The following is a 25,808-nucleotide window of genomic DNA, read 5'->3' on the forward strand; positions in this document are numbered from 1 at the left end:
CCAATATTTAACAACTGTAATTCGATCTGCACATTTCAAGGAACCTTCTGTTCCACATTGACGCATTCACGGCGGATAAAATGTCGCAGAAATCGGCCGTTTTTTAAGGCACGCGAAACACACGTCTGCTTGGCAGCACGATGCACAACCAGATTGCCACCTCAAATTGCGCGGATATAAATATCCCCATGGAAGACCAGCGATATGCTTTTGGCCGTTTCATGCTCGACCCCGCCAGCGGCATTCTGCGGCGGGACGGCCAGCCAGTCCCGCTCGGCCAGCGCGCAATCGCTCTGCTCACGGCACTGCTGGATGCGGACGGCAGACCGGTCGGAAAGGATGCCTTGATCGAAGCGGGCTGGCCGGGACTGATGGTCGAGGAAGGCAATCTTTCCGTACAGATCGCACATCTGCGCAAGGCGCTCGGGCAGCGACCCGACGGGCAGGAATGGATCGTCACGCTGCCGCGCCTGGGCTATCGCCTCTTCAGGAGCCAGACGCCGACCTCTGATATCGGCGACGAGATATTCCCATCTCTCGCGATACTGCCTTTCGAAAACCTCAGCGGCGACCCCGAGCAGCAATATTTTGCCGATGGCGTCGTTGACGATGTCATCACCGCACTCAGCCGCTTCAGGTCCTTTGCGGTCATCGCCCGCAATACCAGCTTCGTCTATCGCGGCATGGGTGACGTCAGGAAGATCGCCGGAGAACTCGGCGTCAAATATGTGCTGGAAGGAAGCCTGCGCAAATCCGGCAACAGATTACGCATCTATGCCCGGCTGGTGGATGCCGCCGCCAACATGCAGCTCTGGGCGCAAAGCTTTGACGGCGACCTCGAAGACGTCTTCGAGTTTCAGGACCGCATTACCGAATCCGTCGCCATAGGAATCGAGCCCCATGTCCAGCGCGCCGAACTGGAACACGCACGCCGGGAACGGCCCGGCAGCATCTCCGTCTATGATATCTGCCTGCAGGTCCTGCCGAAAATTCTTGCCGAAACCTCCAGACAGAATGCGGAAGCCCATGCTCTGTTGACCGAGGCGCTCGAACGCGAGCCGGATAATGCCCGCATTCTGGCACTCGCCTCCTATACTCTCGAACATCGCAGAACGATGGGCTGGCCGCCCTTCGGGCCGGATGATGCAGAAAAATGTGTCGCGCTCGCGCGCCGGGGCATCGAACTGGCGAAAGGCGACGCCACGATCATGGCCACCTGCGGCATGTCGCTCATTCAGGTCGGGCGTGAATATGATTGGGGTCTGGCTATCATGCAGGCCGCCGTCGATCTCAATCCCAACAGCCTGAGCGTTGTCGTAAGAGCTGGAATTGCCCACGTTCATTGCGGCAATCTTGATCGGGGGGAACAATATCTCACGCGTGCCCACCGCCTGAGCCCGCTTGATCCCTACGCCCACATCACCTTCTGCGGCCTCGCCGACATCGAGATGATCCGCGGCAATTATGAGCAATCGCTTCTGTGGGCATCGCGTTCACTGGCGTTGAACCCGAATTTCGATCCGACGGTCTGGATCCTGATCACCGACAATATGAACCTCGGTCGTGTCGAAGAGGCCAAACGCTTCCTGCAACATCTGTTGCGCATCGCGCCCGATAGCACGCTGGCAAGCATCGCGGCCGGGCAGGCGACCAAAATTCCCGAACGCCGGGGCCTTGTCCTGGAAGGTCTACGCAGCGCCGGCCTGCCGGAGGCTTAGGGACGCTTCGGAATTTTTTGGATCTTTTAGGGGGCCGCTAAAGGACCCTGCGCGCGCCCGCGAAGCAATCTCCTCTTACCGCGCAAGGAGCGCGGCACACCGGGAGGTTTCGATGTTATCGCCCTTGATGATACTGTCACTCGATCAGGGCAGGCCCGCCCCTGCACCACGATCTGTCGGCCAATTCGATGCCCGCCTGCTGGAGGACATTGCCGACTGCATCGCCGAGCCAGAGGTTCGAGCCTCAGCCGATCCGAAGAACGCTGGAATGATTGCCTTCATCCGCAAAAGCTTGCGAAATTGGCCAGCGATCCCTGGGTATGGGATTTTGCTTCGTCCGGCTCAGCCGCACCGGCCGAAACCGTAGATCAGTGTTTCTTCTGCTGCTGTTCGGCAGCGGCAACCCGGTTCAGCATCGCCACCATCTTGGTCTTGATCGATCCGTAGGTGCCGAGTTCGAAATTGCAGCTGAAGCAAGTGATGATGTCGCTGTCGATCGGCTGCGGGCGCGGAAATTTCATGCGCGTGTTGCGGCACTTCGGGCAAGGGACTTCGATCTGCATGTTTCAGCGGCTCCTTATTAGCGTCGTTGCGATGCCTTAGCACATATGCCGCACCCGGCAAGCTCTTACTGCAACGTCCACTGCGGCAAGAAACCCCAAGTTCCCCCTTTCCTCCCGCTTGAATTTCTCGCAATCTCACGAGTCGGGAAGAAGAACAGGGGAACTGAATGTATGAATATGCAATAGCCTGGGAGTGGCTGGCCTTTGCGGCGCGCTGGTTCCACGTCGTTACCGCGATCGCCTGGATCGGATCGTCCTTCTATTTCATCGCGCTCGATCTCGGCCTGGTGAAACGCCCGCATCTGCCCGCCGGAGTTCACGGAGAGGAATGGCAGGTCCATGGCGGCGGCTTCTATCACATCCAGAAATATCTGGTGGCGCCGGCCGAGATGCCGGAACACCTGGCCTGGTTCAAATATGAGAGCTATTTCACCTGGCTCTCCGGTTTCCTCATGCTCTGCATCGTCTATTACGGCGGCGCCGACCTCTTCCTCATCGATCGCCATGTGCTGGATATTTCCAAGCCGGTCGCCATCCTGATCTCGCTCGCATCGCTCGGCTTCGGCTGGATCGTCTACGACCTGCTCTGCAAGTCGCCGCTCGGAAAGAACACCTGGGGCCTGATGGCAGTGCTCTATGTCGTGCTGGTCTTCATGGGCTGGGGCTATACGCAGGTCTTCACCGGCCGTGCCGCCTTCCTGCATCTCGGCGCCTTCACCGCCACGATCATGTCGGCCAACGTCTTCATGATCATCATTCCCAACCAGAAGATCGTCGTCGCCGACCTGATCGCAGGCCGCACGCCGGATGCCAAATATGGCTATATGGCCAAGCAGCGCTCGCTGCATAACAACTACCTGACGCTGCCTGTCATCTTCTTCATGCTGTCGAACCACTATCCGCTGGCCTTCGGCACCGCCTTCAACTGGGTGATCGCCGCACTGGTGTTCCTGATGGGGGTCACGATACGCCACTGGTTCAACACCACCCATGCCCGCAAGGGACGACCGACCTGGACCTGGATCGTCACCGTCGTGCTCTTCATCCTCATCATGTGGTTGTCGACTGCACCGAAGATCCTGACCGGCGAGGATCAGAGCGCATCCGTGGCACCCGCCTTCCAGCAATTTGCCGGCGATCCACATTTTCCCGCCGTCAAACAGCTGATCGGCACGCGCTGTTCCATGTGCCATGCGGCAGAGCCGGTCTATGAAGGTATCGCCCGGCCGCCGAAGGGCGTAATCTTGGAAAATGACGCAGAAATCGCTGCGCACGCCCGCGAAATCTATATACAGGCGGGCCGCAGCCATGCCATGCCGCCGGGGAACGTGACCGACATTACACCGGATGAGCGCAAGCTGCTCGTCGCCTGGTTCGAAAGCGCAGTCGAAGGCAAACAAGAATGACCATGACACTCCTGCGCGGGCGCCTGCTTTCCTTCCGCCGCGCTCCGCTCAGCCTCGCCGATAGCGAGAGCTATTTCTACGAGACAGACGGTGGTCTGTTGATCGAGAATGGCATCATCGCTGCTATCGGCGCCTATGCTGACGTCAAGGCCAAGGCGCCTGCCGAGGTCGCCGAAATCGACCACCGTCCGCATCTGATCATGCCCGGCCTCATCGACATGCACCTGCATTTCCCCCAGATGCAGGTGATCGCTTCCTATGCCGCAAACCTTCTGGAATGGCTGAATACCTACACATTCCCCGAGGAATGCCGCTTCGTCGAAAGCGCCCATGCCGAGAAGATTGCCACGCATTTCTACGACGAACTGATCCGTCACGGCACGACGACGGCCGTCGCCTATTGCTCTGTCCACAAGACCTCGGCCGATGCCTTTTTTGCGGAAGCCATGCGCCGAAACATGCGCATGGTCGGCGGCAAGGTGATGATGGACCGCAATGCGCCGCAAGGCCTGCTCGATACGCCCGAGATGGGCTACGACGAGACCCGGCAGGTGATCGCCGACTGGCACGGCAGGGGCCGCAACCACGTTGCCATCACGCCACGCTTCGCAATCACCTCGACGCCTGAGCAGATGGAGGCGACGGCAGCGCTTGCCCGCGAGTTCCCCGATCTGCACATCCAGACGCATCTGTCGGAAAACCACGACGAGATCAAGTTCACCTGCGAGCTCTATCCTGATGCGGCCGACTACACCGATATCTACGCCCGTTATGGCCTGCTCGGACCGAAGAGCCTCTTCGGCCACGCCATCCATCTTTCGGACCGTGAGGCCGAAGCCATGAGCGAGGGCGGAGCGGTCGCCGTCCATTGCCCGACCTCCAACCTTTTCCTCGGCTCCGGCCTCTTCCCGCTGAAGGCGCTCGCCCGCCGCGAGAAGCCCGTTCGCATCGGCGTTGCCACCGATATCGGCGGTGGTTCCAGCTATTCCATGCTCCGAACCATGGACGAAGCCTACAAGATCCAGCAGCTTCTCGGCGAACGGCTGAACCCGCTCGACAGCTACTATTACATGACCCTCGGCAATGCCGAGGCGCTATCTCTGGCGGACAGGATCGGCACGCTGGAGCCGGGCACGGAGGCCGACCTGGTCGTTCTCAACGCGGCCGCAACACCGGCCATGGCCCTGAAAATGGATGTCGTAAAGACGCTTTCGGAGGAACTGTTCCTGCTGCAGACCATGGGTGACGACCGCGCCGTTGCGGAAACTTATGTCGCGGGCGTCGCGATGAAAAGCGGACTCTAAGGGCGGTGGCCTGACGGCAAAACCCTCTGAAATCAAATACCAAAGGCTGAAGAAGCGTGGTATTCGACCACGTCATCAGATGTGAAAGTTCGCTCATGACCAAGCCGCTGACCATCGCCGATCTCAAGAAAATGGCTCAGCGCCGCGTTCCGAAGATGTTCTTCGACTACGCGGATTCCGGCGCCTGGACGGAAGCGACCTACGCCGCCAACGAAGCCGATTTTCGCGATATCAAACTGCGCCAGCGCGTGCTGGTCGACATCACCAACCGCACGCTTGAAACCACGATGATCGGTCAGAAAGTGTCGATGCCGGTGGCCCTTGCCCCGACGGGCATGACCGGCATGCAGCATGCCGATGGCGAGATGCTGGCGGCGCGCGCGGCGGAAGAATTCGGCGTGCCCTTCACACTCTCGACCATGAGCATCTGCTCCATCGAGGATGTCGCCTCCGTCACGACAAAGCCCTTCTGGTTTCAGCTCTATGTCATGCGCGACAGAGGCTTCGTGCTCGATCTCATCAACCGCGCCAAGGCCGCTAAATGCTCTGCGCTGGTCCTGACCGCCGACCTGCAGATTATCGGCCAGCGCCACAAGGACCTGCGCAACGGCCTCTCGGCACCGCCGAAACTCACGCCGAAACATATATGGCAGATCGCGACGCGCCCCTTCTGGTGCATGGAGATGATGAAGACGAAGCGCCGCAGCTTCGGCAACATCGTCGGCCACGCCAAGGGCCTCGCCGATCTTCCCTCGATCACGACTTTCGCGAATGAACAATTCGACCCGCAGCTGTCGTGGAGAGATGTCGCCTGGATCAAGGAACAGTGGGGCGGCCCGCTGATCATCAAGGGTATCCTCGATGTCGAGGATGCCAGGCACGCCGCCGAAACCGGCGCCGATGCTATCATCGTCTCCAATCACGGCGGCCGTCAGCTCGATGGCGCCCCCTCTTCGATCAGCATGCTGCCGAAGATCGTCGATGCCGTCGCCGATCGTGTCGAAGTGCACATCGATGGTGGTATCCGCTCCGGTCAGGATGTGCTGAAGGCCGTGGCACTCGGCGCACGTGGCACCTATATCGGCCGCCCCTTCCTCTATGGCCTCGGCGCCATGGGCAAGGACGGCGTTACGAGGGCGCTCGAGATCATCCGCAAGGAGATGGACATCACCATGGCGCTCTGCGGCAAACGCGACATCAGGGATATCGATTCCTCGATCATTGCCGGCCGGCAGTAAGTTACGGCATCCGGCCCGTCGCGAGTGCCACGGCCCATTCCGGGCGGCCATTGGCCTTTGCCAGCGCCGACATGGCCATGTTGTCATAGCGGATATTGCGGAAATGCGCCGTCCATCCACCGGCTAATTTTTCCAGCACAGCGTAACTCGCCATCGCGTGGCCGGTCTCGACCTTGTGCGGATAAGGCTTTTCATCGTCATAGGCCGGGGCGCCGACACTGCCGGGATTGACCACAAGACGACCGCCGGAAAGTGCTGCCATGCGCGGAATATGCGTGTGGCCACAGAGGATCAACGGGCTTTTGATGCCTTCTGCCAGCGCCTCGATCTCCGCCTGCGGCCGCAGCACCACGCTGCCATCGGCAACGGCCATATCCAGCCAGTAGAGATTGTCGTCCTCAGGTGTCGCGTGGCAGAGATAGACCTCGTCCCTGTAGATCAGGTCGACCGGCAGCGATCGCAGCCAGTCGAGATGCGCCGCGCCAAGCTGCACATAGGCGGCGGCATCCGAAATATGCATTTCTTCCGGCTGCCGCTCGATCAGATAGCGGTCGTGGTTGCCGCGCACGGTCGGAATGGAGAGAGACAACAACCGCTCAGCCACCCTGCCTGCCTCCAGCGGGCCGCTGAAACAATCGCCGAGATTGACGATGCCAGTAATCCCCTGGGCAGCGATGTCAGCCAGCACGGCTTCAAGCGCAAGGTAGTTTCCATGGATATCGGCGATCGCGGCAAAGCGCATGTCAGCTCCCGCGATAGGTGGAATAACCGTAGGGCGAGATCAGCAGCGGCACATGATAATGCGCCGCAATGTCGGCAATGCCGAAACGGATCGGCACGAGATCGAGGAAGGCCGGATGCGGCAGAGGCGTCCCGCTTGCCCTCAGATAATCTCCTGCATGAAAAAGCAGTTCGTAGGTGCCGGCACGAAAGCTCTCGCCGGTCAGGATCGGCCCGCCATCGACGCGGCCATCGGCATTGGTCTCCACCGTCTTGATAAGGTGGCGAAGCTCCCCCTCGATGTGAAAGAGATCGATCCTCAGCCCCTGGGCCGGTTTGCCGAGAGCCGTGTCGAGAACATGGGTGGTCAGTCCGGTCATGGCGCGGGCTCTCTGATGATGAAGGGGCTGTCGAAGAAGAATTCTTCCAGATTGTTGCCCGGCCCGTCACGGTCGACAACGAGAAAGTCGCTCGGCTCGCCGAGCGCCATCAGCGGATGATGCCAGACATTGCGCCGATAATTCACGCCCTGGTCGCCGCGCGCGAGGAACACCTGCGGACGCCCCGGACGGCCACCTTCATCTTCGGAAACGACGACGAGGAAGGGTCGGCCTGATATCGGCGAGAAGCTCTGGCTACCGAACGGGTGCCGCTCCATCATGCCGACCTCGTAAGGAAAGCTGCGCGGCTGGCCGCGAAAGAGATTGATGATGACGCGCGTACCCTCGCCCACGGCTTCGGGCGCTGCAAGCGCATGGAAACGCTCGGTATTGCCGCCGTTGATATAGCGCATGCTCGCAGGATCGGCTTCGATCACGTCGCCGAAGGGCGCGAAGGCGGATTTTGTGAGAGACTGTATTTCGAGATATTTGGACACGGAGTTACTCGCCCTGAACGCGCCAGTGGCGAACATTTTCAAGTTGGGAAACCAGAGCAGGAAGTTCGGTCCTCGCCGTCTGCCAGATGACGGGCAATTCTGCCCGATAATAATCGTGAACGATCAGGTCTCGCATGCCCTTTATCCGGGTCCACGGAATATCCTGATGATCCTGAATAAAGCCGGGGTCGCCAGCCGCAATTCGCGCCGCTGCTTCGCCGACGAGGACCAGCGACATCGTCACCGCCAACTGGGTACGAATATCATGGAGAAACTGCTCCTGGCTCATGCCCTCTGTCAGGTCGAAGGCCTGCTGCGCGGCCTCCTGCATGCGATCCACATGTTCAAGAAGGCGCTCGCGGCTCATATGGCGGAGGCTTCCGACAGAACACGGTGTCTGATGCGCTCCGGCAATCCACCCGCAGTAACCAGATCCACCTTAACCTCCAGAATATCCTGCAATTCTTCCAGCAGCCCGCCAAGATCGAACAGCGTTGTCCCTGGCAGCGCATCCACCAGAATATCCAGATCGCTGTCCGGCCGATCCTCGCCGCGGGCAACCGAGCCGAACACACGCGGGTTTGCCGCGTTGAAGCGCTTGGTCGCTTCGCAGATCGCCTGCCTGTTCTTCTCCATCACTTCCGACGGCCTCATCGCGGCATCACTCCTGATGCCGCGAATATAAGGGACGGGACTGAAAGAGGAAAGAACTCAAGCCTTCACTCCGAAGAGCCTGAGGCGCATCGTGCCGCCATCCGGATGCATGGCATAACGCACATGCGTGATCAGGCCGATATCGGCAATCGCGTCGCTGCCATATTCATGGATATGGTCCATCTGCAGCTTGCTGCGCGGCAGGATCGGCTTCCAGTTTTCCGAAGCCGCAATATCGGCCTCAGACAGCGTATCGCCGAGATCGGGCAGATAGGCGCCGAAGAGTTCGCATGTATCGGGGAAATTGCCCTTGAAAAAGGCCGTATCGACGATCACGCGCTTGATCGTGCCGGCATGGCCGAGACGAATGATCGCCCAGTCGTGACCGGGACCACGGCGGCGCTTGGTTTCCCAGCCGTCGCCCATGTTGAGGCCGCGTCCGGGGCCGAGCAGCTTGTCCGGATGGCCGTAATGCGCATCCGACCAGGCAAGCGCTTTTGCACCGTTGAAAATATAGGCGAGATCGACTTCCTCGCCGGCGCCGACTTTCGACCAGTCGAAATAGGCCGAGCCATAGACGCGAAGACGCGCCACACCACCATCCGGATAGATATGCAGGCGAAGATGCGTCCAGATCTTCTGCTTGTCAGCATTTTCGAAGAAATGATGGGCGCTGGAGCCGAGCGGCGACTTGGCCAGGATTTCGGTCCACTGCGTCGCATCATCAGGATTGCCGCTTTCGAGAAAGGCAGCCTCGATCGAGCAATGCGGCGGATAATTGCCCGTGAAATAGCTGGTATCGACATCGAAGCCGAAGATGCGGCCCGGCATCGCGAGCTTCACGACCGCCCAGTCGTGGCCGGGAACACGCTTGCGGCGGCTTTCCCAGCCGTCCATGTACTTGCCGTTATCGTCGTAGAGATCCGGATCGAAGCTTGCCGGCACGTCCTGCAGCATGCGCTCCAGCGGCGCGAAGAATTCGTCCGTGGCGTAGAGACCCTTGGCGCCGAGACGGGCCGAGGCAAGATTGATGGCGCCCGTGGCGAAAGCTGGCAGGCTGGTATCGGTCGTATCGGTCATTCAGGTCTCCGGAAGCATGGATGTCAGGCGCAGCAGCACGATCTTTTCGACCTCGGCTGCCGCAGTCACGAATTCTTCGTCGCTGGTATTGTCGATCCGCTTTTCGAAAGCGGCAAGAATATCGTCCTTGTTCAGCCCCTTCACAGCGATGATGAAGGGAAAACCGAATTTCTGCGTATAGGCGGAATTAAGCTCGGTAAAACGCGCACGCTCTTCAGGGCTCAACCGGTCGAGGCCGGCACCGGCCTGTTCCTTCTTGCTGTCTTCCGTCAGCTCGCCGGCGACCGCCAGCCGTCCGGCAAGATCGGGATGAGCGCGCAACACACCGAGGCGCTCTTCCCTGCTCGCCGCGCGGAAAATGGCGACGAGCTCCGTATGCACACGATCTACCGTCAGCTTCTCACCGACAAAGCCATCGTCATAGGCCCGCTCGGCGATGAAGGGCGAATGCTCGAAGACGCCACCGAAGCGAGACACAAACTCGTTGCGCGAAATCATCAGATCGTTTCCGGCTTGTGGTTCGCATGCCAGTGCTGCGCAATCTCGATCCGGCGCGGGACCCACACCTTGTCGTGCTTCAGCACATATTCCATGAACCGCTTGAGCGACGCCACGCGTCCCGGCCGGCCGACGAGGCGGCAATGCAGTCCGACCGACATCATCTTCGGGCTGCCCTCCTTGCCTTCCTCGTAGAGCGTATCGAAGGCGTCCTTGAGGTAGGTGAAGAACTGGTCGCCGGAATTGAAGCCCTGCGGCGTGGCAAACCGCATGTCGTTGGTCTCGAGCGTATAGGGAATGATGAGGAACGGATTTTCATCGGCACTCTTCACCCAATAGGGCAGATCATCGGCGTAAGAATCCGACGAATAAAGGAAGCCGCCCTCCTCCTGCACCAGCCGCAGCGTATTGTCCGAAGGCTTGCCCTGGTACATGCCGTAGGGCCGCTCACCCGTCAGTTCCGTATGCAGGCGCACGGCTTCGAGGATGTGCTTGCGCTCCAGATCCTCCGGGAAATCCTTGTATTCCAGCCAACGATAGCCGTGGCTGGCAATCTCCCAGCCCGCTTCCTTCATCGCGGCGACCGCTTCCGGATTGCGGGCCATGGCGAGCGTGACGCCATAGACGGTCGCCTGCATCTTGAGATCGGTGAAGAGGCGCCAGAGCCGCCAGAAGCCGGCGCGCGAGCCGTATTCGTAGATCGATTCCATGTTGAGATTGCGCTGGTTCGGCCAGGGCTGCGCGCCGACGATTTCCGACAGCAGGTTCTCCGAAGCCGGATCGCCGTCGAGGATGGAGCTCTCGCCACCCTCTTCGTAATTGATGACGAACTGTACTGCGACGCGTGCCTCGCCCGGCCATTTCGGGTCGGGCGTGTTGCGCCCGTAACCGATGAGATTGCGCGGATAGGTCTCGGATACCATCAAATCACCTTTTGAAAAGACAGGTGAAACGGTAGCATCCGTGACCGGAATGTCGAGGCGTAAAAGTGCGTATTTGGCCTTCGACTTGTCGCGTGTAACTCAAGCGATCTTGCGCGCGCTCACCTTGCCCATCGGATGCAGCGAGTGTACCCGGAACGGGCCGCCGGCCCCTTCCTCGATCATCAGCGCGACATTCGAGACCGTTACCGGCTCGGCAAGAACCGGATCGAACATCGCCCGTAGCGCCTGCTCGATGCGCGGCATATCGACCGCGTTCACCGGGCCGGTAACCGGCATATGGAAACGGAACTCGTCCATCACATAGGGGTTGCCCCAGCGATGCAGGTTGGCAAATTGCGCCGCCGAAAGTCCGTCAGGATCGCTCCGCTCGATATCCGCCTCGGAGAGCGGCGCACGAAAACGGTCGAACTCCTGAACGATCGCCGAGGAAAGAAAGTGAACCTGATCGCAGGGGCGGATCGGTGACAGGCTGTAGAAAGTGCCAAGGCGCGCTACTTCCAGACGCGGAATCTGGAAGGGTGACAACGTCCCGCAAAAGCACATGAGGTCGCGCAGGAGTTGCGGTTCGGAGACCTCGGACGAAAGGTGGAAAGGGGCTTTCAGCACGCCGTGGAATCCATAGCGACGCGGCACCGCCGTATGAAAGGCGATCTCGTGGATGCCAAGCCCGCGGATTGCCGGCGGTTCGACCATCTCGCCTGAAAATACGTTGCGGCCAAGCCAACTGGCCGCCACATGCGAGAGCGGATCGCTCGCTGATGGCGTGAAGCAAATGGCATAGCGCATGCGATTTCCTCCATCTGACTGAAGTAGGCGCGGACCAATTCCCGCGCCATCGATGCGCAAGCAGATAGGTGATTTGCATGACAGAATAACGAAGCGGAGCGCCTTCTAATTCACGTTTAACGTGAAGAGACCGCGATGTGGTTTGAAATTGCAAAGCTTTCCGGCAATAAAAATTCTGTATTTACATCGCTTGCAATGCATATCGCCGCTTCCGCCAGCCGATGTGCGAGCCCGAAACTGACCTTGAAACCGCCGGTCAGGGCGATGAGATTATGATTCTCCGGATGCGCGCCGACCATCGGATCCCGGTCGATCGCCTTGGGGCGCAATCCGGCCCAGCGCTCGATAACGGGCGCATTGCGCAAGCCGGGAACCATGTCGCGGGCGGCTTCGATCAGCGCATCGAGCTGCTCGTCGGTGGAAAAGGGATCAGCAAAGCTGTTCTCGCTGGTGCTGCCGACAGCCACATGCCCACCCTCATGGGCAACGACATAGAGCCCGTCGCGAAAGATCGTGGGCAAGCCGGGGTCGACATCAGCGGCAAGCAGTGCCGCCTGTCCTTTGACGGCCTGCCCGAGAGGTTTCTGCAACCCCGATGTTAGCGACTCGAGTAACGGAAAGGACCGATATCCGGCAGCAAGGATGGCGCGGCCGAAGGCGAGACTTTTGCCGCCTATGGATACCGTTCCCCGTACCGGGTCAAGTGACGTTATCTCGGCATTTTCGAGTATGCGAACATGCAGTGCCGTGCGCAGAAACGCCGCCAGTGCCGCGACCAGCGAACGCGGTGCGACGCGGGCTGCGAGCGTGTCATGCACGAAACCGCTTTCGCCTGCAGCCGGATCGATCCAGCCGTCAGCCGGTGGCCGATCGAGCACATGCCAGTGAAAGCACCGCTCTCCCGCTCTCCAGTGCGCCTTTGCATCTTCGGAATGGCCGAGCGCGATCTTGCGCAAATGTGGCTTCGGCAGCGGGATCAACCGGCCAGAGCGCCGGTATCCGGCCGAAAGCCCGGTCGAAGCTTCGATATCGGCAATGTCGGCTTCCAACGACACCAGCGCATCGAACTGGAACTGTTTCTTTTCCGACCAGCGGTCCGGCATGTGCGGCATCAGTGCGCCGAGCAGCCCGCCGCTTGCCCCGCCGCCGAGACGCCCGGCATCGACAAGCAGCGTTTTCACGCCGCGGCGCTCGGCATGCACGGCCGCCCACAGGCCCATGATGCCGCCGCCGATGATGATGACGTCGATCGATGATTGACCCGAGGCCGGGGCAGGACTATCCGCTTTTTCCATGACAGACATCAATCCGGATCAGATCGGCGCGGGCAAGCCGCAGCCTCTCGAATGGCGCGACGGCGATATGCCCTATTCGACCGCCTTTGGCGACCACTTTTATTGTCAGACCGACGGGCGGCTGGAATGCGGCCACGTCTTCCTCTCGGGAAACAGCCTGCCCGAACGGTGGAGCGACCGCTCGGCCTTTCTCATCGGCGAACTCGGCTTCGGCACGGGGCTGAATGTCTCGGAAACCTGGCGCCAATGGAAACTTCACCGCCTGCCCGGACAGCTTCTGCATTTCGTGTCCTTCGAGCTCTATCCGATGCGCCGCGAGGAAATCGACCGAGCGCTTGCCCACTGGCCCGAGATCGATGCCGAGCGCCAGGCGCTGGCCGCCCTCTGGCCGGACAGTCCCGAAGGCATTGTCTCACTCGCCCTGGACGAGCAGACGAAGCTCAGCGTCGTCTGCGGCCAGGCCTTCGACGGCGTTTCTCGGGCTGCCGCCGAATTCGATGCCTGGTATCTCGATGGCTTCGCTCCGTCGCGCAACGGCGACATGTGGTCGGCAGAGTTGATGCGCCTCGTCTGCGAAAAGACCGTTCCGGGCGGAAGCTTTGCGACTTATGCCGCAGCGGGCTTCGTGCGCCGCAACCTCGCGGCGGCCGGATTCACTGTCGAACGGCGCCAAGGGTTCGCAGGAAAGCGGGAAATGCTCTGCGGCACAAAGCCTCAATAACCGGAACGGCCGGGCTTCAATTCGCCGCCAAGCCATTGGCGGATCTTGTCTTCCAGGAGTTCCGGGCTGATCGGCTTCGACATGTAGTCGTCCATGCCGGCATCGAGGCAGAGTTCCCTGTCGCTTTCCAGCGCATGCGCCGTGACACCGATAACAGGCACGCGATGGCCCTGCCCCTGCTCCTTCTCGCGGATCAGCATGGTTGCCTGATGGCCGTTCATGACGGGCATTGAGACATCCATCATGATCAGGCGTGGCGTATGCCGCTCCCATGCCTCCACGGCCTCTTCGCCATTATTGACGACGAGGAAGGAAAGCCCGGTACCTTGCAGGATCTGCGTGAAGACGATCTGGTTGACCTCGTTGTCTTCGGCCACGAGCACGTCGACGAATTCGGCAGCCCGTTTTTGCGGAACAGGCGCAGGTGCCGGCGGCGGTACCTCCGCCTCTTTCTGCAGCCGCGTGATCTCGGCCTCGGAAGCCTGTTTGACACGGCTTGCCCGCACCACCTCGACGACCGTATTGCGCAGCAAGTTGGCGCGCGCCGGTTTCATCAGATGCGCATGGCCGTTCAGCGCCGCAAACTCCTTCTCGGTGCCCGAAATATCCATCGAGGTCAGGAAGATGATCGGCAGCTCCGCGAAACGGCTGTCAGCGCGAAGACGGCGGGCGACCTCGGCGCCGTTCAGGTCGGGCATATGATAGTCGAGCACGACGGCATCGACCTTGATGCCGAGATCGGCAGCAGCCTCCAGAATGGCAAAACCGGTGGCGCCGCCTTCCGCGGCAACGCCGTCGAAGCCCCAGAGGCCCAGCTGTTCGGTCAGGATACGGCGATTGACCTCGTTGTCATCGATGACGAGGATACGCGCACCCTGCACATTGATCGGCAGCGGCTTCGGGTCGATCCGGGCGGCAGCGACCGCAAAGGGCAGCCTGACGGTGAAGACCGAACCCCTGCCCCATTCGCTTTCGACATTGATATAGCCGCCGAAGAGGTCGACGAGACCCGCCGTGATCGCAAGACCGAGGCCCGTGCCTTCATGCCGCCGGGTCGATGAGGAATCGACCTGAGAGAACTTGTCGAAGACGGACTCCACCTTCTCGGGCGGAATGCCGATGCCGGTATCCTCGATGCGGATGCTGGTCATGATCTCGTCGCCGCCGGAAGCCTCGAAACCGATATCGACGAAGACGTGGCCGCGCTCGGTGAATTTCACCGCATTGCCGACGAGATTGGTGACGATCTGGCGGAAGCGGCCGGCGTCGCCGATGACGGCAGCCGGCAGATCCGGTGCTGCCCGCACCAGAAGCTCGATATCCTTTTCCGCCGCAGGCGAAGACAGCAGCGTCGCCACGTCCTCGACGGCCTCGACGAGATCGAAGGCGGCCTTGCGCAGCTTCATCTGGCCCGCATCGATCTTCGAAAAATCGAGGATGTCGTTGATGATCGTCAAGAGCGCATTGCCCGATTTGACGATGATATCGACAAAGGTCTTCTGGCGGGTATCGAGATTGGTCTTGGCGAGCAGTTCCGCCATGCCGAGCACACCGTTCATCGGGGTGCGGATCTCATGGCTCATGTTGGCGAGGAACTCGGACTTGGCGCGGTCGGCAGCCTCGGCGCGCGACAGAAGCTCAGTCAGATCCTCTTCGCGCTGCTTGAGTTCGGTCACGTCGGTAAACAGCGCCACCCAATGCTGCCGTTCGCTGATGGTGGCTTCCATATTCACCCAGCGCTCGCCGTCGACATGGAAGACGGTCGAGATCGGCTGACGCGCGGCGATATTGGCACGCCACTCCTCGAGTGTTTCGACTGCATTGTCGTGGAAATCGCCACGATTGGCACAGAACTGGAAAAGGTCGATCCATTCCCTGCCCGCCTCGGTCAGCTCGGCCGGAATGCGCAGCACTTCGGCAAGCCCGTCATTGGAAAGCTTGATCACGCCGTCCCGGACGATCGCGAGCCCCTGCGACATGGCATGCGTCGCGTCACGCATCATCTCGCCGAGGCTTTCTAGTGCGGCGCGCGCCTCGTGGATTTCCTGCTCGCGCTCGCGGACGGCGGAAATATCGGAATAGGTCAGCAGGATGCGGTTTGAGGAAATGCGCCTGGAGTCGAAGATGACGGACTTGCCGGCAGCCCAATCGAGCTGGATCGGCTCGGGGTTTTCATCTTCGAAAAGCCCCTTGCGGAACGAATAGATTTCGTCCGGCGTCTGCGTATCGCCGTAGCGGCCGAGCTCGTAATTGCGCTTGACGACATCGATGAACGGCCGCCCGTCGAAACGGTCGTCGAGCGGCAGTTCCCAGATGCTGTAGAACTCGTCGTTGACGTAGAGAATGGTGTGATCATTGTCGAGGATCAGCACGCCGACCGGAAGCGAGCGCAGGATGCTCTCGATTTCCTGATGCAGGATTTCCTCTTGCTGGCGCGCGTCTATCAGTTCCTTCTCACGCGCTTTCAGCGGCGTGATATCGGAGAAGGAACCGACGACATAACGCTTGCCGTCAGGCGTGACGACCCGGTTGACGCGGGAGATCACCTGGAAGATTTCGCCGTCCGTATTCGGCAGATAGCTCTCGACCTCGATCAGCACGCCGTTTTCGAGCGCGAGGAGGTTTTCCCGATAGATCGCCTCACCCGCTTCCGATCCGAACATGTCGTGCTCGGTCAGGCCCAGTGCCCTGGAACGGGCATGACCGGTGAAGGTTTCGTAATACTGGTTGGCATAGACCAGACGGTGGCCTTCGTCGCGCACGAAAGCAGCGACCGGAAGATCCTCCATGATGGTGCGCAAGAGGTCGCGCTCGCGCACGCTTTCGTGCCAGGAGGCCTCGCCTGCCGGCAGGGCCGTGGCGCCCTCGGGCGCAAACCTGCTGCCCTCAGGCGCATACCTGCTGCCGTCAGGCGCATACCTGCTGCCGCCGCGGTAGGCGGCATTGACGACCAGAGGACGGCCGTCTTTGGCAAAGATGCCGATCGGGTGATCGAGATTTTCGAGCGCTTCGCGGATATGGCCAAGATCGGTCGCCATCGTATCGGCGACCTCGGGAATGGCGCGGCGCGGTTCGCGTATATCGAAGATGCCGAGCACGTAAGCCCGGTCCTGCGAGGGCGAAAAACTCTCGATCAGCACGCGCTCATGGCTGAGGCCGGCGGCATCGAAGGCGATGGCGCTCTCTTCCGTACCGAACACAAGCGCGCGACGTTCGCGATCCTCACGCTCCTCTTCTTCCGGTCGATCGAACAATTCGCGGCTGCGCCGCCCGATGAAATCGGAAATCTCTCGGCCGAAGTAGCGGGCATAGGCCTCGTTGACGGCGACATAGCGGAGTTCGCTGTTTTTGACATAGGCCGGGGTATCCAGATCAGCGATCCGGCGGCAGGCCAGTTCCAAGAGTTCCCCGGTAAAGTTCAAAAAATCTTCACTCCCGCAATGAACGAAATATCCCCCACAACAACTATAACGCCAAGGCTTTTAACAAGCTGTTAACCATAAAATTCCACTGGCAAAAATTCCAAGCCGGCTCATGAAGTTGATGAATCAGACTGACAACAAAGGCTTGCACGAAACTGAAATGGCTTGAAGATTCACGGGGAAACCCGGCCGGGCATGGCGAACGCGCGATCCGACGACGGCCGAGCATGGAGAAAATTTAATCCCGGCACGGCTCGCGCAACCATCAGCGCGCCGCGATCGCAGAAGATTCTGGCAATGGCTTCAATGACGAGCCTACCACGAAAGGGATTCGACATGTCCGTTCTTCATAAGACAATGGCGGCGGGCCTGGTTGCACTGACATTTGCAGGCGCCTCGCTGGCGACGGCCGACACCGCAAGCGCTCACTCCGGCGATGCCTTCTGGGGCGGTGTTGCCGGTGGTGTCGTCGGCGGTCTCGTGGGTGGAGCAATCGCCTCCGGTCCGGCCTATCCGGCACCTTACGCCTACTATCCCCGCCCCTATGCTTATTATCCTGCCTACCCCGCCTATTACGGCCCGCGCTACTGCCATCCGGAATGGCGCCATAATCGCTGGGGCCAGCCCTATCGCATCGAAATCTGCAGGCGCTGAGGGCTTTCCAGGCATCGCTTGACCTCTCGCCTTCATCGGGCCATGCATCGCATGACCCGAGGGGAGATTGCGCCGATGCCCGAACCACTGAAGAACCTTCTGCATCCAGCGCTCGTACGCGCGATGGCGGACATCATCTCGGCAAATGCGCCCTCCTTCGACCGCGACCGCTTCACCGCACTCGCAACGGATGGCATCGAATCGCTGGAGCTCATGGAGCGCGCCACACTGATCCGCGACGCGCTGTTTGCGACCCTGCCCGAAAGCTTCCCCGAGGCGGCAGCCATTCTCGGCGCAAGCCTGCCGGCCGCCGGCAAGGCCGGGCTGACAGGCTGGATGCTCCTGCCCGTCAACCAGTTCATCGCCGCGCGCGGCCTTGGGCATTTCGATATCGCGCTTGATCTCCTCAAAGCGCTGACGCCGCATTTCACGGCGGAGTTCGGCATCCGTCCGTTCATCCATCAGGACCAGTATCGCGCGCTGGCGACGATCATCCGCTGGGTCGACGACGCCAACCACCATGTCCGCAGGCTCGCGAGCGAGGGTACCCGCCCGCGCCTGCCCTGGGCGATGCGCCTGCCGCAATTGATCAAGGACCCCTCGCCGATAATCCCGATCCTTTCCGCGCTGATGGACGATCCCGAAGATTATGTCCGCCGCTCCGTCGCAAACAGCCTGAACGACATCGCCAAGGATCATCCCGATCTCGTCGCGGCTTTTATCGCCGAACATATCGAGGGCGCCTCGGCCGAGCGCCGCTGGCTACTGAAACACGCCTCACGCACGCTGCTGAAGAAGGGCCATGCTCAGGCGCTTGCCAATTTCGGCTTCGGCGCGGCTGCCGCTCTGGAATGCGAATTGCGGCTGCCAAATCCATCGGTGCTTTTCGGAGAAGGCGTGGATTTCGAAATCCGCCTGCGCAATGCCGGCGATATCGCGCAATCGCTGATGATCGACTATGCCATCCACCACGTGAAGGCCGATGGCTCGCTGTCGCCGAAGGTCTTCAAATGGAAAACGGTCACGCTGGCCGCAGGCCAAGACCATGCCCTGCAGCGCCGACACGCCATGCGGCCAATCACCACGCGGCGCTATTATCCCGGCCAACATCGCATCGTCATTCTCATCAATGGTGCCAAAACGGCCTCGGGTCATTTCGTCCTCTCCATGCCCTGAGGCACCGAATGGCGGCGCATGCTCTTGACTTCCGGCGGGAAATAGACCACATGCACCGCAGCTTTCACCTTCCGGCCGCCGCGTGAGCGTGCCACTGCAACAGATGCTGAAGAAGGATAGAGCGCATTCTGATGATGCCGCGACCCAAGAGCGGCAAGACGCGCAGGAAGCTTTTTCCAACTTACAAGTTCCCATTTCACGCGGGGTTCTTGACGCCAGATTGACACCGGACCGCAATGTCGCGATCCGGCGTTTATGTTTGGCGCGCCCTAAAAGGTTATGACTTGACCAATTTTGAATCGCTCGGTGTCTCCAAGCCGGTCGTCGCCACCCTGTTTCAGCTCGGCATCGAAACGCCGACGCCCATTCAGGAACAGGCTATCCCCCTTCTCATCCAGGGCCGCGACCTGATCGGCCTTGCCCAGACCGGCACCGGCAAGACCGCTGCCTTCGGCCTGCCGCTCATCGAGCGCCTGCTCAAGGAAGAAAAGCGTCCCGACAACCGCTCCGTCCGCACGCTCATCCTGGCGCCGACCCGCGAACTGGTTAACCAGATCGCCGACAACCTCCGGAAATTCATCCGCAAGTCGCCGCTGCGCATCAATGTCGTCGTCGGCGGCGTCTCCATCAACAAGCAGCAGCTGCAGCTCGAGAAGGGCACCGACATTCTCGTCGCCACGCCCGGCCGCCTGCTCGACCTCTGCAACCGCAACGCCATCACGCTGACGGCCGTGCGCTACCTCGTGCTCGATGAAGCCGACCAGATGCTCGACCTCGGCTTCGTGCATGACCTGCGCAAGATCGCCAAGATGGTGCCGAAGCGCCGCCAGACCATGCTCTTCTCGGCCACCATGCCGAAGGCGATTGCCGATCTCGCCGGCGATTACCTGACCGATCCCGTCAAGGTTGAAGTGACGCCTCCTGGCAAGGCTGCCGACAAGGTCGAGCAGTATGTGCACTTCGTCCCCGGCAAGAACGACAAGACCGTCCTGCTCAAGAAGACGCTGACCGAAAACCCCGATGGCCGCTCCATCGTCTTCCTGCGCACCAAGCACGGTGCCGAAAAGCTCGCCAAGCATCTGGAGCAGGTCGGCTACTCGGTCGCCTCCATCCACGGCAACAAGAGCCAGGGCCAGCGCGAACGCGCCCTCAAGGGCTTCCGCGACGGCGCCATCAAGACACTGATCGCCACCGACGTCGCCGCTCGCGGCATCGATATCCCGGCCGTCAGCCACGTCTTCAACTACGACCTGCCGGAAGTGCCTGACGCCTACGTGCATCGCATCGGCCGTACGGCCCGCGCCGGCCGCGACGGCATCGCCATTGCCTTCTGCGCTCCGGATGAAGCCCGCCTGCTGCGCGACATCGAAAAGCTGATGGGCATCGACATCACCGTTGCCAGCGGCGAACCGCCGGCTGACCTGCGTGCTGCACCCCGCAGCAACAATCGCGGTCGTGGCGGCCAAGGCCAGCAGCGTGGCCAGGGCGGTCGCGGTGAAGGCCGTGGTGAAGGTGGACAGCGTGGCGAACGCCGTGAAGGCGGCCGCAGCGAAACCCGCAATGGCAGCGGCCGTCCAGCCGGCCATGGCGACCGCCGTCCGCGCCACGAAGGCGATGTTTCGGAAGCGCGTGGCGGTGAAGAACGTCGCGCTCGCCCCCAGCGCAACAACCGCAACCAGGACTTCCGTGGCCAGCGCCGCAACGAGCAGGCACCGGATCTCGGCCCGGACAACGATCTGGCCTCGACCTCGGATTTCCGCCCGGCCCGCAATCAGCAGCAGCGTCCGGCCCAGACGGAAGCGACCGGCCATCACCGGGGCAACAAGCAGCACGTCCATGGCCGCCCGCCGCGCAACCACGGCGACCAGCAGCCGCAGGGCGAACAGCGCCGTGACGGCAATGGCGGTCTCCGCCGCAAGGGCCGCAATGGTGGTGGCCCGCGCCGCGAACGCGCTTAAGCCAATGATATCAGGAAGGGCCGGAGTGATCCGGCCCTTTTCTTTTGACCGCCTCGGTCACAGGCGCGGGCAGAGTTTGGTCCGTAGCCCGGGCATGAAATGATCACCTGCCCATCTTTTGTGCGCCAAGTCAGGATTGCCAAAAGCACACCTCGCACCAACTGCCGATAAATGCCCAGTTTTTGACCCGTTTTTGCATTGCAGAAGATTTTATGAATCTTCCATGCGAACTGTGCATGGTTCTTGCATTGCCTATTGCGTTGTATTCAAATGAACAAAAAAGGGGAGCCACACCTTTGGCATTTGATGAAATGATCACCGGAGACGAAAGTCCCCGAGCGCCATATGACAAATACTTTGAGTGGTACAACAGCCAAGACCGGGCACACCTGATTTCAAAGTCCCGCGACGCTGAAAACATCTTCCGCAAAACCGGCATCACCTTCGCGGTTTACGGTCACGCCGACAGTTCCGAAAAACTCATCCCCTTCGATATCATCCCGCGCATCATCTCGGCCCGCGAATGGCGCAAGCTCGCCCAGGGCATCGAGCAGCGGGTGATCGCGCTGAACGCCTTCCTCGACGATATCTACCACAAGCAGGAAATCATCCGCGCCGGCCGCATTCCGCGCGAACTGATCGAGAAGAACGTTGCATTCCTGCCCGAGATGATCGGCTTCCGGCCGCCGGGCGGCGTCTACACCCATATCGTCGGCACCGATATCGTACGAACCGGCGAAGACCAGTTCTACGTGCTGGAGGATAATGCCCGCACACCCTCCGGCGTCAGCTACATGCTGGAAAACCGGGAAACCATGATGCAGATGTTCCCGGAGCTCTTTCATGAGAACAAGGTGCAGCGCGTCGAGGATTATCCCTATCTGCTGCGCCAGAGCCTCGCTTCGCTCGCCCCTCCCGGCTGCAAGGGCAAGCCGCGCGTCGCCGTTTTGACCCCCGGCATTTACAACTCCGCTTACTACGAGCATTCCTTCCTCGCTGACACGATGGGTGTCGAGCTGGTCGAAGGCTCGGATCTGCGCGTCATCGACGGCAAGGTGAAGATGCGCACGACGCGCGGCTACGAGGCGATCGACGTGCTCTATCGCCGGGTCGACGACGACTTCCTCGATCCCCTCACCTTCCGCCCGGAATCGGCCCTCGGCATTCCCGGCATCATGGATGTCTACCGCTCCGGCAATATCACCATCGCCAATGCGCCCGGCACCGGCATTTCAGATGACAAGGCGATCTATTCCTACATGCCCGAGATCGTCGAGTTCTATACCGGCCGCAAGCCGATCCTCGAGAACGTGCCGACCTGGCGCTGTTCGGAAGCCGGCAGCCTGAAATATGTGCTGGAGCATCTGGAGGAACTGGTGGTCAAGGAAGTGCATGGCTCCGGCGGCTACGGCATGCTTGTCGGCCCGACCGCTTCCAAGAAGGAACGCGCCGATTTCGCCGAGAAGCTGAAGGCCAAGCCGAGCAATTACATCGCCCAGCCGACGCTTTCGCTGTCCACCGTTCCGATCCTCGTCAACAAGGGTATCGCACCCCGCCATGTCGACCTGCGCCCTTACGTGCTGGTTTCCGACAAGGTGCAGATCATTCCAGGCGGGCTTACCCGCGTGGCGCTGAAGCAAGGCTCGCTGGTGGTCAATTCCAGCCAGGGCGGCGGCACCAAAGACACCTGGGTATTGGAGGACTGATGCTCGGAAGAACTGCAAACGGGCTCTACTGGATGTTCCGGTATATCGAGCGCGCCGAAAATATCGCTCGCCTTGTCGATGCCGGCCTGCGCATGTCACTGACGCGGAGCGACGCCGGTGATGACAATTGGGACGGCGTGCTGCAAAGCGCCGGCGTGCGCGAACTCTATGACGAGAGCCATTCGAAGCTGACCGGTCCTGATGTCATCGACTACATGTTGCGCGACCGCCAGAACGCGTCGAGCGTCATGTCCTGCATCGATTTCGGCCGCAACAACGCCCGCATGGTGCGCACCGCGCTGACGCGCGAAACCTGGGAAGCAACCAACGAATGCTGGATCGATCTCAAGGAGCTTCTGTCGAAAAAGCTGAAGCCGGCGGAACTGCCCGAGGTCATCGATGTCATCAAGCATCGCGCCGGCCTCATCCGCGGCGCCTTCCATGGTTCGATGCTGCGCAACGAACTCTATAATTTCGCCCGCATCGGCACCTTCATCGAGCGCGCGGACAATACGAGCCGCATCCTCGACGTGAAATATTACGTCCTGCTGCCGTCGATCTCGCAGGTCGGTTCTTCGGTCGACAACGTTCAGTGGGAGTCGATCCTGCGTTCGGTCTCTGCCCACCGCTCCTACAGCTGGGCGTATGACGGCGAATACCGGGCCATGAACATCGCCGACTTCCTGATCCTGAACGGTCAGATGCCGCGTTCGCTCGCCTATTGCTATGAGAAGATCGTCAGCAACCTCGGCTATATCGCCAAGGACTACGGCGAGCGGCTTGCAGCGCACGATACGGCGGATGCCATTCGCGCCACGCTGCAGACCCTGAAGATCAAGGATGTCATGGATCAGGGCTTGCATGAGTTTCTCGAAGATTTCGTCTCGCGCAACAACAAGCTCGGCAACGAAATCTCCGATGGCTACCGGTTCTATGTTTAAGCGGGTCAGATAATGAGACTGAAGATCAGCCACCTCACCGAATACCGCTACGACGAACCGGCGCAGTTTTCGCTGCAGCGGCTGCGCCTGACACCGCCGAATGCCGTCGGTCAGACCGTGCTCAACTGGTCGCTGCATGTCGAGGGCGCCAAGCCGGAAGTCGAGTATGACGACCAGTTCGGCAATCACGTGAACCTCGTCTCGCTGGAAGGCGAACAGCAGGTCACGCGCATCGTCGCCGAAGGCGAGATCGAGACCGAAGACCGCAACGGCGTCACCGGCCCCCATACCGGCTTCTGCCCACTCTGGCTCTTCCTGCGCGAGACGCCGCTGACGAAGAGCGGCAAGCTGGTGAAGGAATTGATCAAGGGCGTGACAGGTGAGAACGATCTTGCCCGCATGCATGCGCTGATGGCGGCAATCCACGAGGCGGTGGAATACAAGCCCGGCACCAGCGGTACGGAGACCACGGCCGAACAGGCACTGGAGAAGAAGAGCGGCGTCTGCCAGGACCATGCCCATATTTTCGTTGCCTCCGCCCGCGCACTGGAGATCCCGGCGCGTTATGTCTCCGGCTATCTGATGATGGAAGAGAAGGTCGATCAGGCCGCCACTCATGCCTGGGGCGAGGCGCATATTCCCGGCCTCGGTTGGGTCGGCTTCGACCCTGCCAACAAGATCTGCCCGGATGACCGCTATGTCCGCATAGCCTCCGGCCTCTGCTACCGCGATGCCGCGCCCGTATCGGGCATGCGCATCGGCACCCCGGGCGAGAAGCTCTCGGTCACGGTAAAGGTCGAAAACGGCGACCAGATGCAGAGCCAAAGCCAGAGCTGACAAAAGCAGGCGAAGTTGCCATGGCGATTATGCGCGTTCAAACACGCAACAATTGCTGTTGCAACCAATTCTCTACTTCAAACTAACCCGATGTTAAAACCGCAGGCAGAAGCTGTGCGCTATGAGCTCGCATTTGTGGGCACCGGCGCAAAGCGCGCCGGCCAGTTTTGAGATTTCAGTAGGTCGTTTTATGTCTCTTCTTCTTATCGACGACAGCAAATCCAGTCTGCTTGCCCTTGAAACCGCCGTCCGCCGCTTTGCCGGCTGCGCGATCGAAAGCTTCACCAATCCGCTGGAAGCACTCGAGCGCACGACGCGCGTCGAATTCGATCTTGTCCTGGTCGACTATATGATGCCCGAACTCAACGGCGTCGCCGTAATCCGCCGCCTGCGCAGCCAGCGCGGCTATGAGACCGTGCCCATCGTGATGATCACCTCGCAGACGGAACGCGCCGTGCGGCTGGAAGCGCTGGAGGCCGGCGCCACGGACTTCCTCGCAAAACCCTTCGATCCGCTGGAGCTCGAGGCCCGCATCCTGAACCTTCTCGCCCTGCGCAGCGCCCAGCTTGCCCTCGTTGATCGTGCCCGTTCGCTTGATCAGGCCTTCCGCCGCGCCACCGACCGGGCCGATATCCGCGAGCAGGAGATCGTCTGGTGCCTGGCGCAGGCCATGGCCTCGCGTGACGGCAATACCGGCGATCACATCGAGCGTGTCGCCAACATTGCCGAACTGATTGCCGAAGGCCTCGGCATGGACCGTATCCAGCGCCGCAACATCTATCTCGCTGCCCCCCTGCACGATATCGGCAAGATCGGCATTCCCGACGCCATCCTGCAGAAGCCAGGCAAGTTGGAGCCGGATGAGATCGAAAAGATGCGCGAGCATGTGCCGATCGGCGTTTCGATCCTGCGCAACAGTTCCGCCGAGCTTTCGCGCGTTGCTACCGCCATCATCGGCGGGCATCACGAAAAATGGGACGGCACCGGCTACCCGCAGGGCCTTGCGGGCGAAGAGATACCGATCGAGGCCCGCATAGTCGCCGTTGCCGACGTCTTCGATGCACTCTGCTCCGAGCGCCCCTACAAGCGGGCATGGCCGATCGACGAAGCCTTCCGGGAAATCATCGCCTGCAGCGGCACGCATTTCGATCCGGCTTGCGTGGCGGCTTTCCGCCGCAAATGGCCGGAAATCCGTCTGCTCTTCGATCAGTTTGAGATGGAAGAAGACCGCCTGCGCTCCAGCGGTTGACATCCGATCGGGTTCCGCGACGCTTTCCCCGCAGGTCGGCGATCCGGTACCGGCAGCCAAT

The 25,808-nt window shown here is 60.7% G+C and carries 24 protein-coding genes; 12 read left to right on the forward strand and 12 right to left on the reverse strand.

Features of this window, described 5'->3' with window-relative positions; translation table 11 throughout:
- The first annotated feature begins 188 nt into the window (after window positions 1–188).
- Window positions 189–1,718 carry a winged helix-turn-helix domain-containing tetratricopeptide repeat protein gene (locus tag FHX06_RS04235; protein ID WP_113210794.1) on the forward strand — a complete coding sequence of 510 codons (1,530 nt, stop codon included), beginning with the start codon at window positions 189–191 and terminating at the stop codon, window positions 1,716–1,718.
- A 368-nt stretch (window positions 1,719–2,086) separates the two neighbouring features.
- Here FHX06_RS04235 and FHX06_RS04240 read toward each other — a convergent pair whose 3' ends face one another.
- Window positions 2,087–2,281: a hypothetical protein gene (locus tag FHX06_RS04240; RefSeq protein ID WP_049811456.1), complete on the reverse strand. Its 195-nt coding sequence runs from the start codon at window positions 2,279–2,281 to the stop codon at window positions 2,087–2,089.
- A gap of 167 nt (window positions 2,282–2,448) precedes the next feature.
- On the opposite strand from FHX06_RS04240, the gene FHX06_RS04245 reads away from it, so the two are divergent.
- From FHX06_RS04245 to FHX06_RS04255, 3 genes are all read left to right on the forward strand, one after another.
- Window positions 2,449–3,687, forward strand: a complete 1,239-nt coding sequence (locus tag FHX06_RS04245) for a urate hydroxylase PuuD (protein ID WP_183878171.1) — start codon at window positions 2,449–2,451, stop codon at window positions 3,685–3,687.
- Window positions 3,684–4,991: a guanine deaminase gene (guaD, locus tag FHX06_RS04250; RefSeq protein WP_113210792.1), complete on the forward strand. Its 1,308-nt coding sequence runs from the start codon at window positions 3,684–3,686 to the stop codon at window positions 4,989–4,991. Before FHX06_RS04245 ends, guaD begins: the two co-directional genes overlap by 4 nt.
- A gap of 95 nt (window positions 4,992–5,086) precedes the next feature.
- Window positions 5,087–6,229, forward strand: a complete 1,143-nt coding sequence (locus FHX06_RS04255; RefSeq protein ID WP_183878173.1) for an alpha-hydroxy acid oxidase — start codon at window positions 5,087–5,089, stop codon at window positions 6,227–6,229.
- Window position 6,230: 1 nt separating this feature from the next.
- On the opposite strand, the gene FHX06_RS04260 is transcribed toward FHX06_RS04255, so the two are convergent.
- The 10 genes from FHX06_RS04260 to FHX06_RS04305 form a co-directional block, all read right to left on the reverse strand.
- Window positions 6,231–6,971 (reverse strand): metallophosphoesterase family protein, encoded by a 741-nt coding sequence (locus tag FHX06_RS04260; protein WP_183878175.1) that lies wholly within the window; start codon window positions 6,969–6,971, stop codon window positions 6,231–6,233.
- 1 nt (window position 6,972) lies between these two features.
- Complete coding sequence (gene uraH, locus FHX06_RS04265) at window positions 6,973–7,329, reverse strand: hydroxyisourate hydrolase (protein ID WP_112972135.1); 357 nt, start codon at window positions 7,327–7,329, stop codon at window positions 6,973–6,975.
- Complete coding sequence (locus FHX06_RS04270; protein ID WP_183878411.1) at window positions 7,326–7,862, reverse strand: ureidoglycolate lyase; 537 nt, start codon at window positions 7,860–7,862, stop codon at window positions 7,326–7,328. The genes uraH and FHX06_RS04270 overlap by 4 nt, the downstream gene beginning before the upstream one ends.
- Window positions 7,831–8,193, reverse strand: a complete 363-nt coding sequence (locus FHX06_RS04275) for a DUF86 domain-containing protein (protein ID WP_112972133.1) — start codon at window positions 8,191–8,193, stop codon at window positions 7,831–7,833. Before FHX06_RS04275 ends, FHX06_RS04270 begins: the two co-directional genes overlap by 32 nt.
- Window positions 8,190–8,480 (reverse strand): nucleotidyltransferase family protein, encoded by a 291-nt coding sequence (locus FHX06_RS04280; RefSeq protein WP_183878177.1) that lies wholly within the window; start codon window positions 8,478–8,480, stop codon window positions 8,190–8,192. Before FHX06_RS04280 ends, FHX06_RS04275 begins: the two co-directional genes overlap by 4 nt.
- A gap of 57 nt (window positions 8,481–8,537) precedes the next feature.
- Window positions 8,538–9,560 carry an allantoicase gene (gene alc / locus FHX06_RS04285; RefSeq protein WP_183878179.1) on the reverse strand — a complete coding sequence of 341 codons (1,023 nt, stop codon included), beginning with the start codon at window positions 9,558–9,560 and terminating at the stop codon, window positions 8,538–8,540.
- Entirely contained in the window at window positions 9,561–10,058 is a 498-nt protein-coding gene (uraD, locus tag FHX06_RS04290) for a 2-oxo-4-hydroxy-4-carboxy-5-ureidoimidazoline decarboxylase (RefSeq protein WP_183878181.1), read from the reverse strand.
- Window positions 10,058–10,981 (reverse strand): allantoinase PuuE, encoded by a 924-nt coding sequence (gene puuE, locus FHX06_RS04295; protein ID WP_183878183.1) that lies wholly within the window; start codon window positions 10,979–10,981, stop codon window positions 10,058–10,060. The genes uraD and puuE overlap by 1 nt, the downstream gene beginning before the upstream one ends.
- Before the next feature lie 99 nt (window positions 10,982–11,080).
- Window positions 11,081–11,788 (reverse strand): DUF1045 domain-containing protein, encoded by a 708-nt coding sequence (locus tag FHX06_RS04300; RefSeq protein WP_183878185.1) that lies wholly within the window; start codon window positions 11,786–11,788, stop codon window positions 11,081–11,083.
- 116 nt (window positions 11,789–11,904) lie between these two features.
- A complete protein-coding gene (locus tag FHX06_RS04305; protein WP_183878187.1) occupies window positions 11,905–13,083 on the reverse strand; it encodes an NAD(P)/FAD-dependent oxidoreductase in 1,179 nt (392 codons plus the stop codon).
- Between FHX06_RS04305 and mnmD the strand changes: the two genes are divergently transcribed.
- Window positions 13,082–13,804, forward strand: coding sequence for a tRNA (5-methylaminomethyl-2-thiouridine)(34)-methyltransferase MnmD (gene mnmD, locus FHX06_RS04310; protein ID WP_183878189.1), 723 nt, complete (start codon window positions 13,082–13,084; stop codon window positions 13,802–13,804). The genes FHX06_RS04305 and mnmD overlap by 2 nt on opposite strands.
- Here mnmD and FHX06_RS04315 read toward each other — a convergent pair.
- Window positions 13,798–17,226: a response regulator gene (locus tag FHX06_RS04315; RefSeq protein ID WP_183878191.1), complete on the reverse strand. Its 3,429-nt coding sequence runs from the start codon at window positions 17,224–17,226 to the stop codon at window positions 13,798–13,800. The genes mnmD and FHX06_RS04315 overlap by 7 nt on opposite strands.
- Window positions 17,227–17,562: 336 nt before the next feature.
- Between FHX06_RS04315 and FHX06_RS04320 the strand changes: the two genes are divergently transcribed.
- The 7 genes from FHX06_RS04320 to FHX06_RS04350 all read left to right on the forward strand — a co-directional run bounded on the left by FHX06_RS04320 (window position 17,563) and on the right by FHX06_RS04350 (window position 25,747).
- Window positions 17,563–17,880: a hypothetical protein gene (locus FHX06_RS04320; RefSeq protein ID WP_113117964.1), complete on the forward strand. Its 318-nt coding sequence runs from the start codon at window positions 17,563–17,565 to the stop codon at window positions 17,878–17,880.
- A gap of 75 nt (window positions 17,881–17,955) precedes the next feature.
- A complete protein-coding gene (locus FHX06_RS04325; RefSeq protein ID WP_183878193.1) occupies window positions 17,956–19,056 on the forward strand; it encodes a DNA alkylation repair protein in 1,101 nt (366 codons plus the stop codon).
- A 236-nt stretch (window positions 19,057–19,292) separates the two neighbouring features.
- A complete protein-coding gene (locus FHX06_RS04330) occupies window positions 19,293–21,014 on the forward strand; it encodes a DEAD/DEAH box helicase (RefSeq protein ID WP_018114784.1) in 1,722 nt (573 codons plus the stop codon).
- 296 nt (window positions 21,015–21,310) lie between these two features.
- On the forward strand, window positions 21,311–22,720 hold the full coding sequence (locus FHX06_RS04335; RefSeq protein WP_018114785.1) for a circularly permuted type 2 ATP-grasp protein: 1,410 nt from the start codon (window positions 21,311–21,313) through the stop codon (window positions 22,718–22,720).
- Window positions 22,720–23,661, forward strand: a complete 942-nt coding sequence (locus FHX06_RS04340; protein WP_018114786.1) for an alpha-E domain-containing protein — start codon at window positions 22,720–22,722, stop codon at window positions 23,659–23,661. Before FHX06_RS04335 ends, FHX06_RS04340 begins: the two co-directional genes overlap by 1 nt.
- Window positions 23,662–23,673: 12 nt before the next feature.
- Entirely contained in the window at window positions 23,674–24,498 is an 825-nt protein-coding gene (locus FHX06_RS04345) for a transglutaminase domain-containing protein (protein ID WP_113147096.1), read from the forward strand.
- 190 nt (window positions 24,499–24,688) lie between these two features.
- A complete protein-coding gene (locus FHX06_RS04350) occupies window positions 24,689–25,747 on the forward strand; it encodes an HD domain-containing phosphohydrolase (RefSeq protein ID WP_183878196.1) in 1,059 nt (352 codons plus the stop codon).
- The last annotated feature ends 61 nt before the right edge of the window (window positions 25,748–25,808 follow it).

This window comes from Rhizobium sp. BK512, assembly GCF_014194915.1.
In the GTDB taxonomy this organism is placed as follows: Bacteria; Pseudomonadota; Alphaproteobacteria; order Rhizobiales; family Rhizobiaceae; genus Rhizobium.

Bases quoted from the DNA above. Each gene is read 5' to 3' on its own strand.
- FHX06_RS04275 (WP_112972133.1), bottom strand. From the start codon at position 8,193: ATGAGCCGCGAGCGCCTTCTTGAACATGTGGATCGCATGCAGGAGGCC.
- mnmD (WP_183878189.1), top strand. From the start codon at position 13,082: ATGACAGACATCAATCCGGATCAGATCGGCGCGGGCAAGCCGCAGCCT.
- FHX06_RS04255 (WP_183878173.1), top strand. From the start codon at position 5,087: ATGACCAAGCCGCTGACCATCGCCGATCTCAAGAAAATGGCTCAGCGC.
- FHX06_RS04240 (WP_049811456.1), bottom strand. From the start codon at position 2,281: ATGCAGATCGAAGTCCCTTGCCCGAAGTGCCGCAACACGCGCATGAAA.
- FHX06_RS04350 (WP_183878196.1), top strand. From the start codon at position 24,689: ATGTCTCTTCTTCTTATCGACGACAGCAAATCCAGTCTGCTTGCCCTT.
- guaD (WP_113210792.1), top strand. From the start codon at position 3,684: ATGACCATGACACTCCTGCGCGGGCGCCTGCTTTCCTTCCGCCGCGCT.
- FHX06_RS04280 (WP_183878177.1), bottom strand. From the start codon at position 8,480: ATGAGGCCGTCGGAAGTGATGGAGAAGAACAGGCAGGCGATCTGCGAA.
- FHX06_RS04300 (WP_183878185.1), bottom strand. From the start codon at position 11,788: ATGCGCTATGCCATTTGCTTCACGCCATCAGCGAGCGATCCGCTCTCG.
- FHX06_RS04260 (WP_183878175.1), bottom strand. From the start codon at position 6,971: ATGCGCTTTGCCGCGATCGCCGATATCCATGGAAACTACCTTGCGCTT.
- FHX06_RS04305 (WP_183878187.1), bottom strand. From the start codon at position 13,083: ATGGAAAAAGCGGATAGTCCTGCCCCGGCCTCGGGTCAATCATCGATC.
- FHX06_RS04235 (WP_113210794.1), top strand. From the start codon at position 189: ATGGAAGACCAGCGATATGCTTTTGGCCGTTTCATGCTCGACCCCGCC.
- uraD (WP_183878181.1), bottom strand. From the start codon at position 10,058: ATGATTTCGCGCAACGAGTTTGTGTCTCGCTTCGGTGGCGTCTTCGAG.
- FHX06_RS04245 (WP_183878171.1), top strand. From the start codon at position 2,449: ATGTATGAATATGCAATAGCCTGGGAGTGGCTGGCCTTTGCGGCGCGC.
- puuE (WP_183878183.1), bottom strand. From the start codon at position 10,981: ATGGTATCCGAGACCTATCCGCGCAATCTCATCGGTTACGGGCGCAAC.
- uraH (WP_112972135.1), bottom strand. From the start codon at position 7,329: ATGACCGGACTGACCACCCATGTTCTCGACACGGCTCTCGGCAAACCG.
- FHX06_RS04340 (WP_018114786.1), top strand. From the start codon at position 22,720: ATGCTCGGAAGAACTGCAAACGGGCTCTACTGGATGTTCCGGTATATC.
- FHX06_RS04270 (WP_183878411.1), bottom strand. From the start codon at position 7,862: ATGTTCGCCACTGGCGCGTTCAGGGCGAGTAACTCCGTGTCCAAATAT.
- alc (WP_183878179.1), bottom strand. From the start codon at position 9,560: ATGACCGATACGACCGATACCAGCCTGCCAGCTTTCGCCACGGGCGCC.
- FHX06_RS04345 (WP_113147096.1), top strand. From the start codon at position 23,674: ATGAGACTGAAGATCAGCCACCTCACCGAATACCGCTACGACGAACCG.
- FHX06_RS04325 (WP_183878193.1), top strand. From the start codon at position 17,956: ATGCCCGAACCACTGAAGAACCTTCTGCATCCAGCGCTCGTACGCGCG.
- FHX06_RS04320 (WP_113117964.1), top strand. From the start codon at position 17,563: ATGTCCGTTCTTCATAAGACAATGGCGGCGGGCCTGGTTGCACTGACA.
- FHX06_RS04330 (WP_018114784.1), top strand. From the start codon at position 19,293: ATGTCGCGATCCGGCGTTTATGTTTGGCGCGCCCTAAAAGGTTATGAC.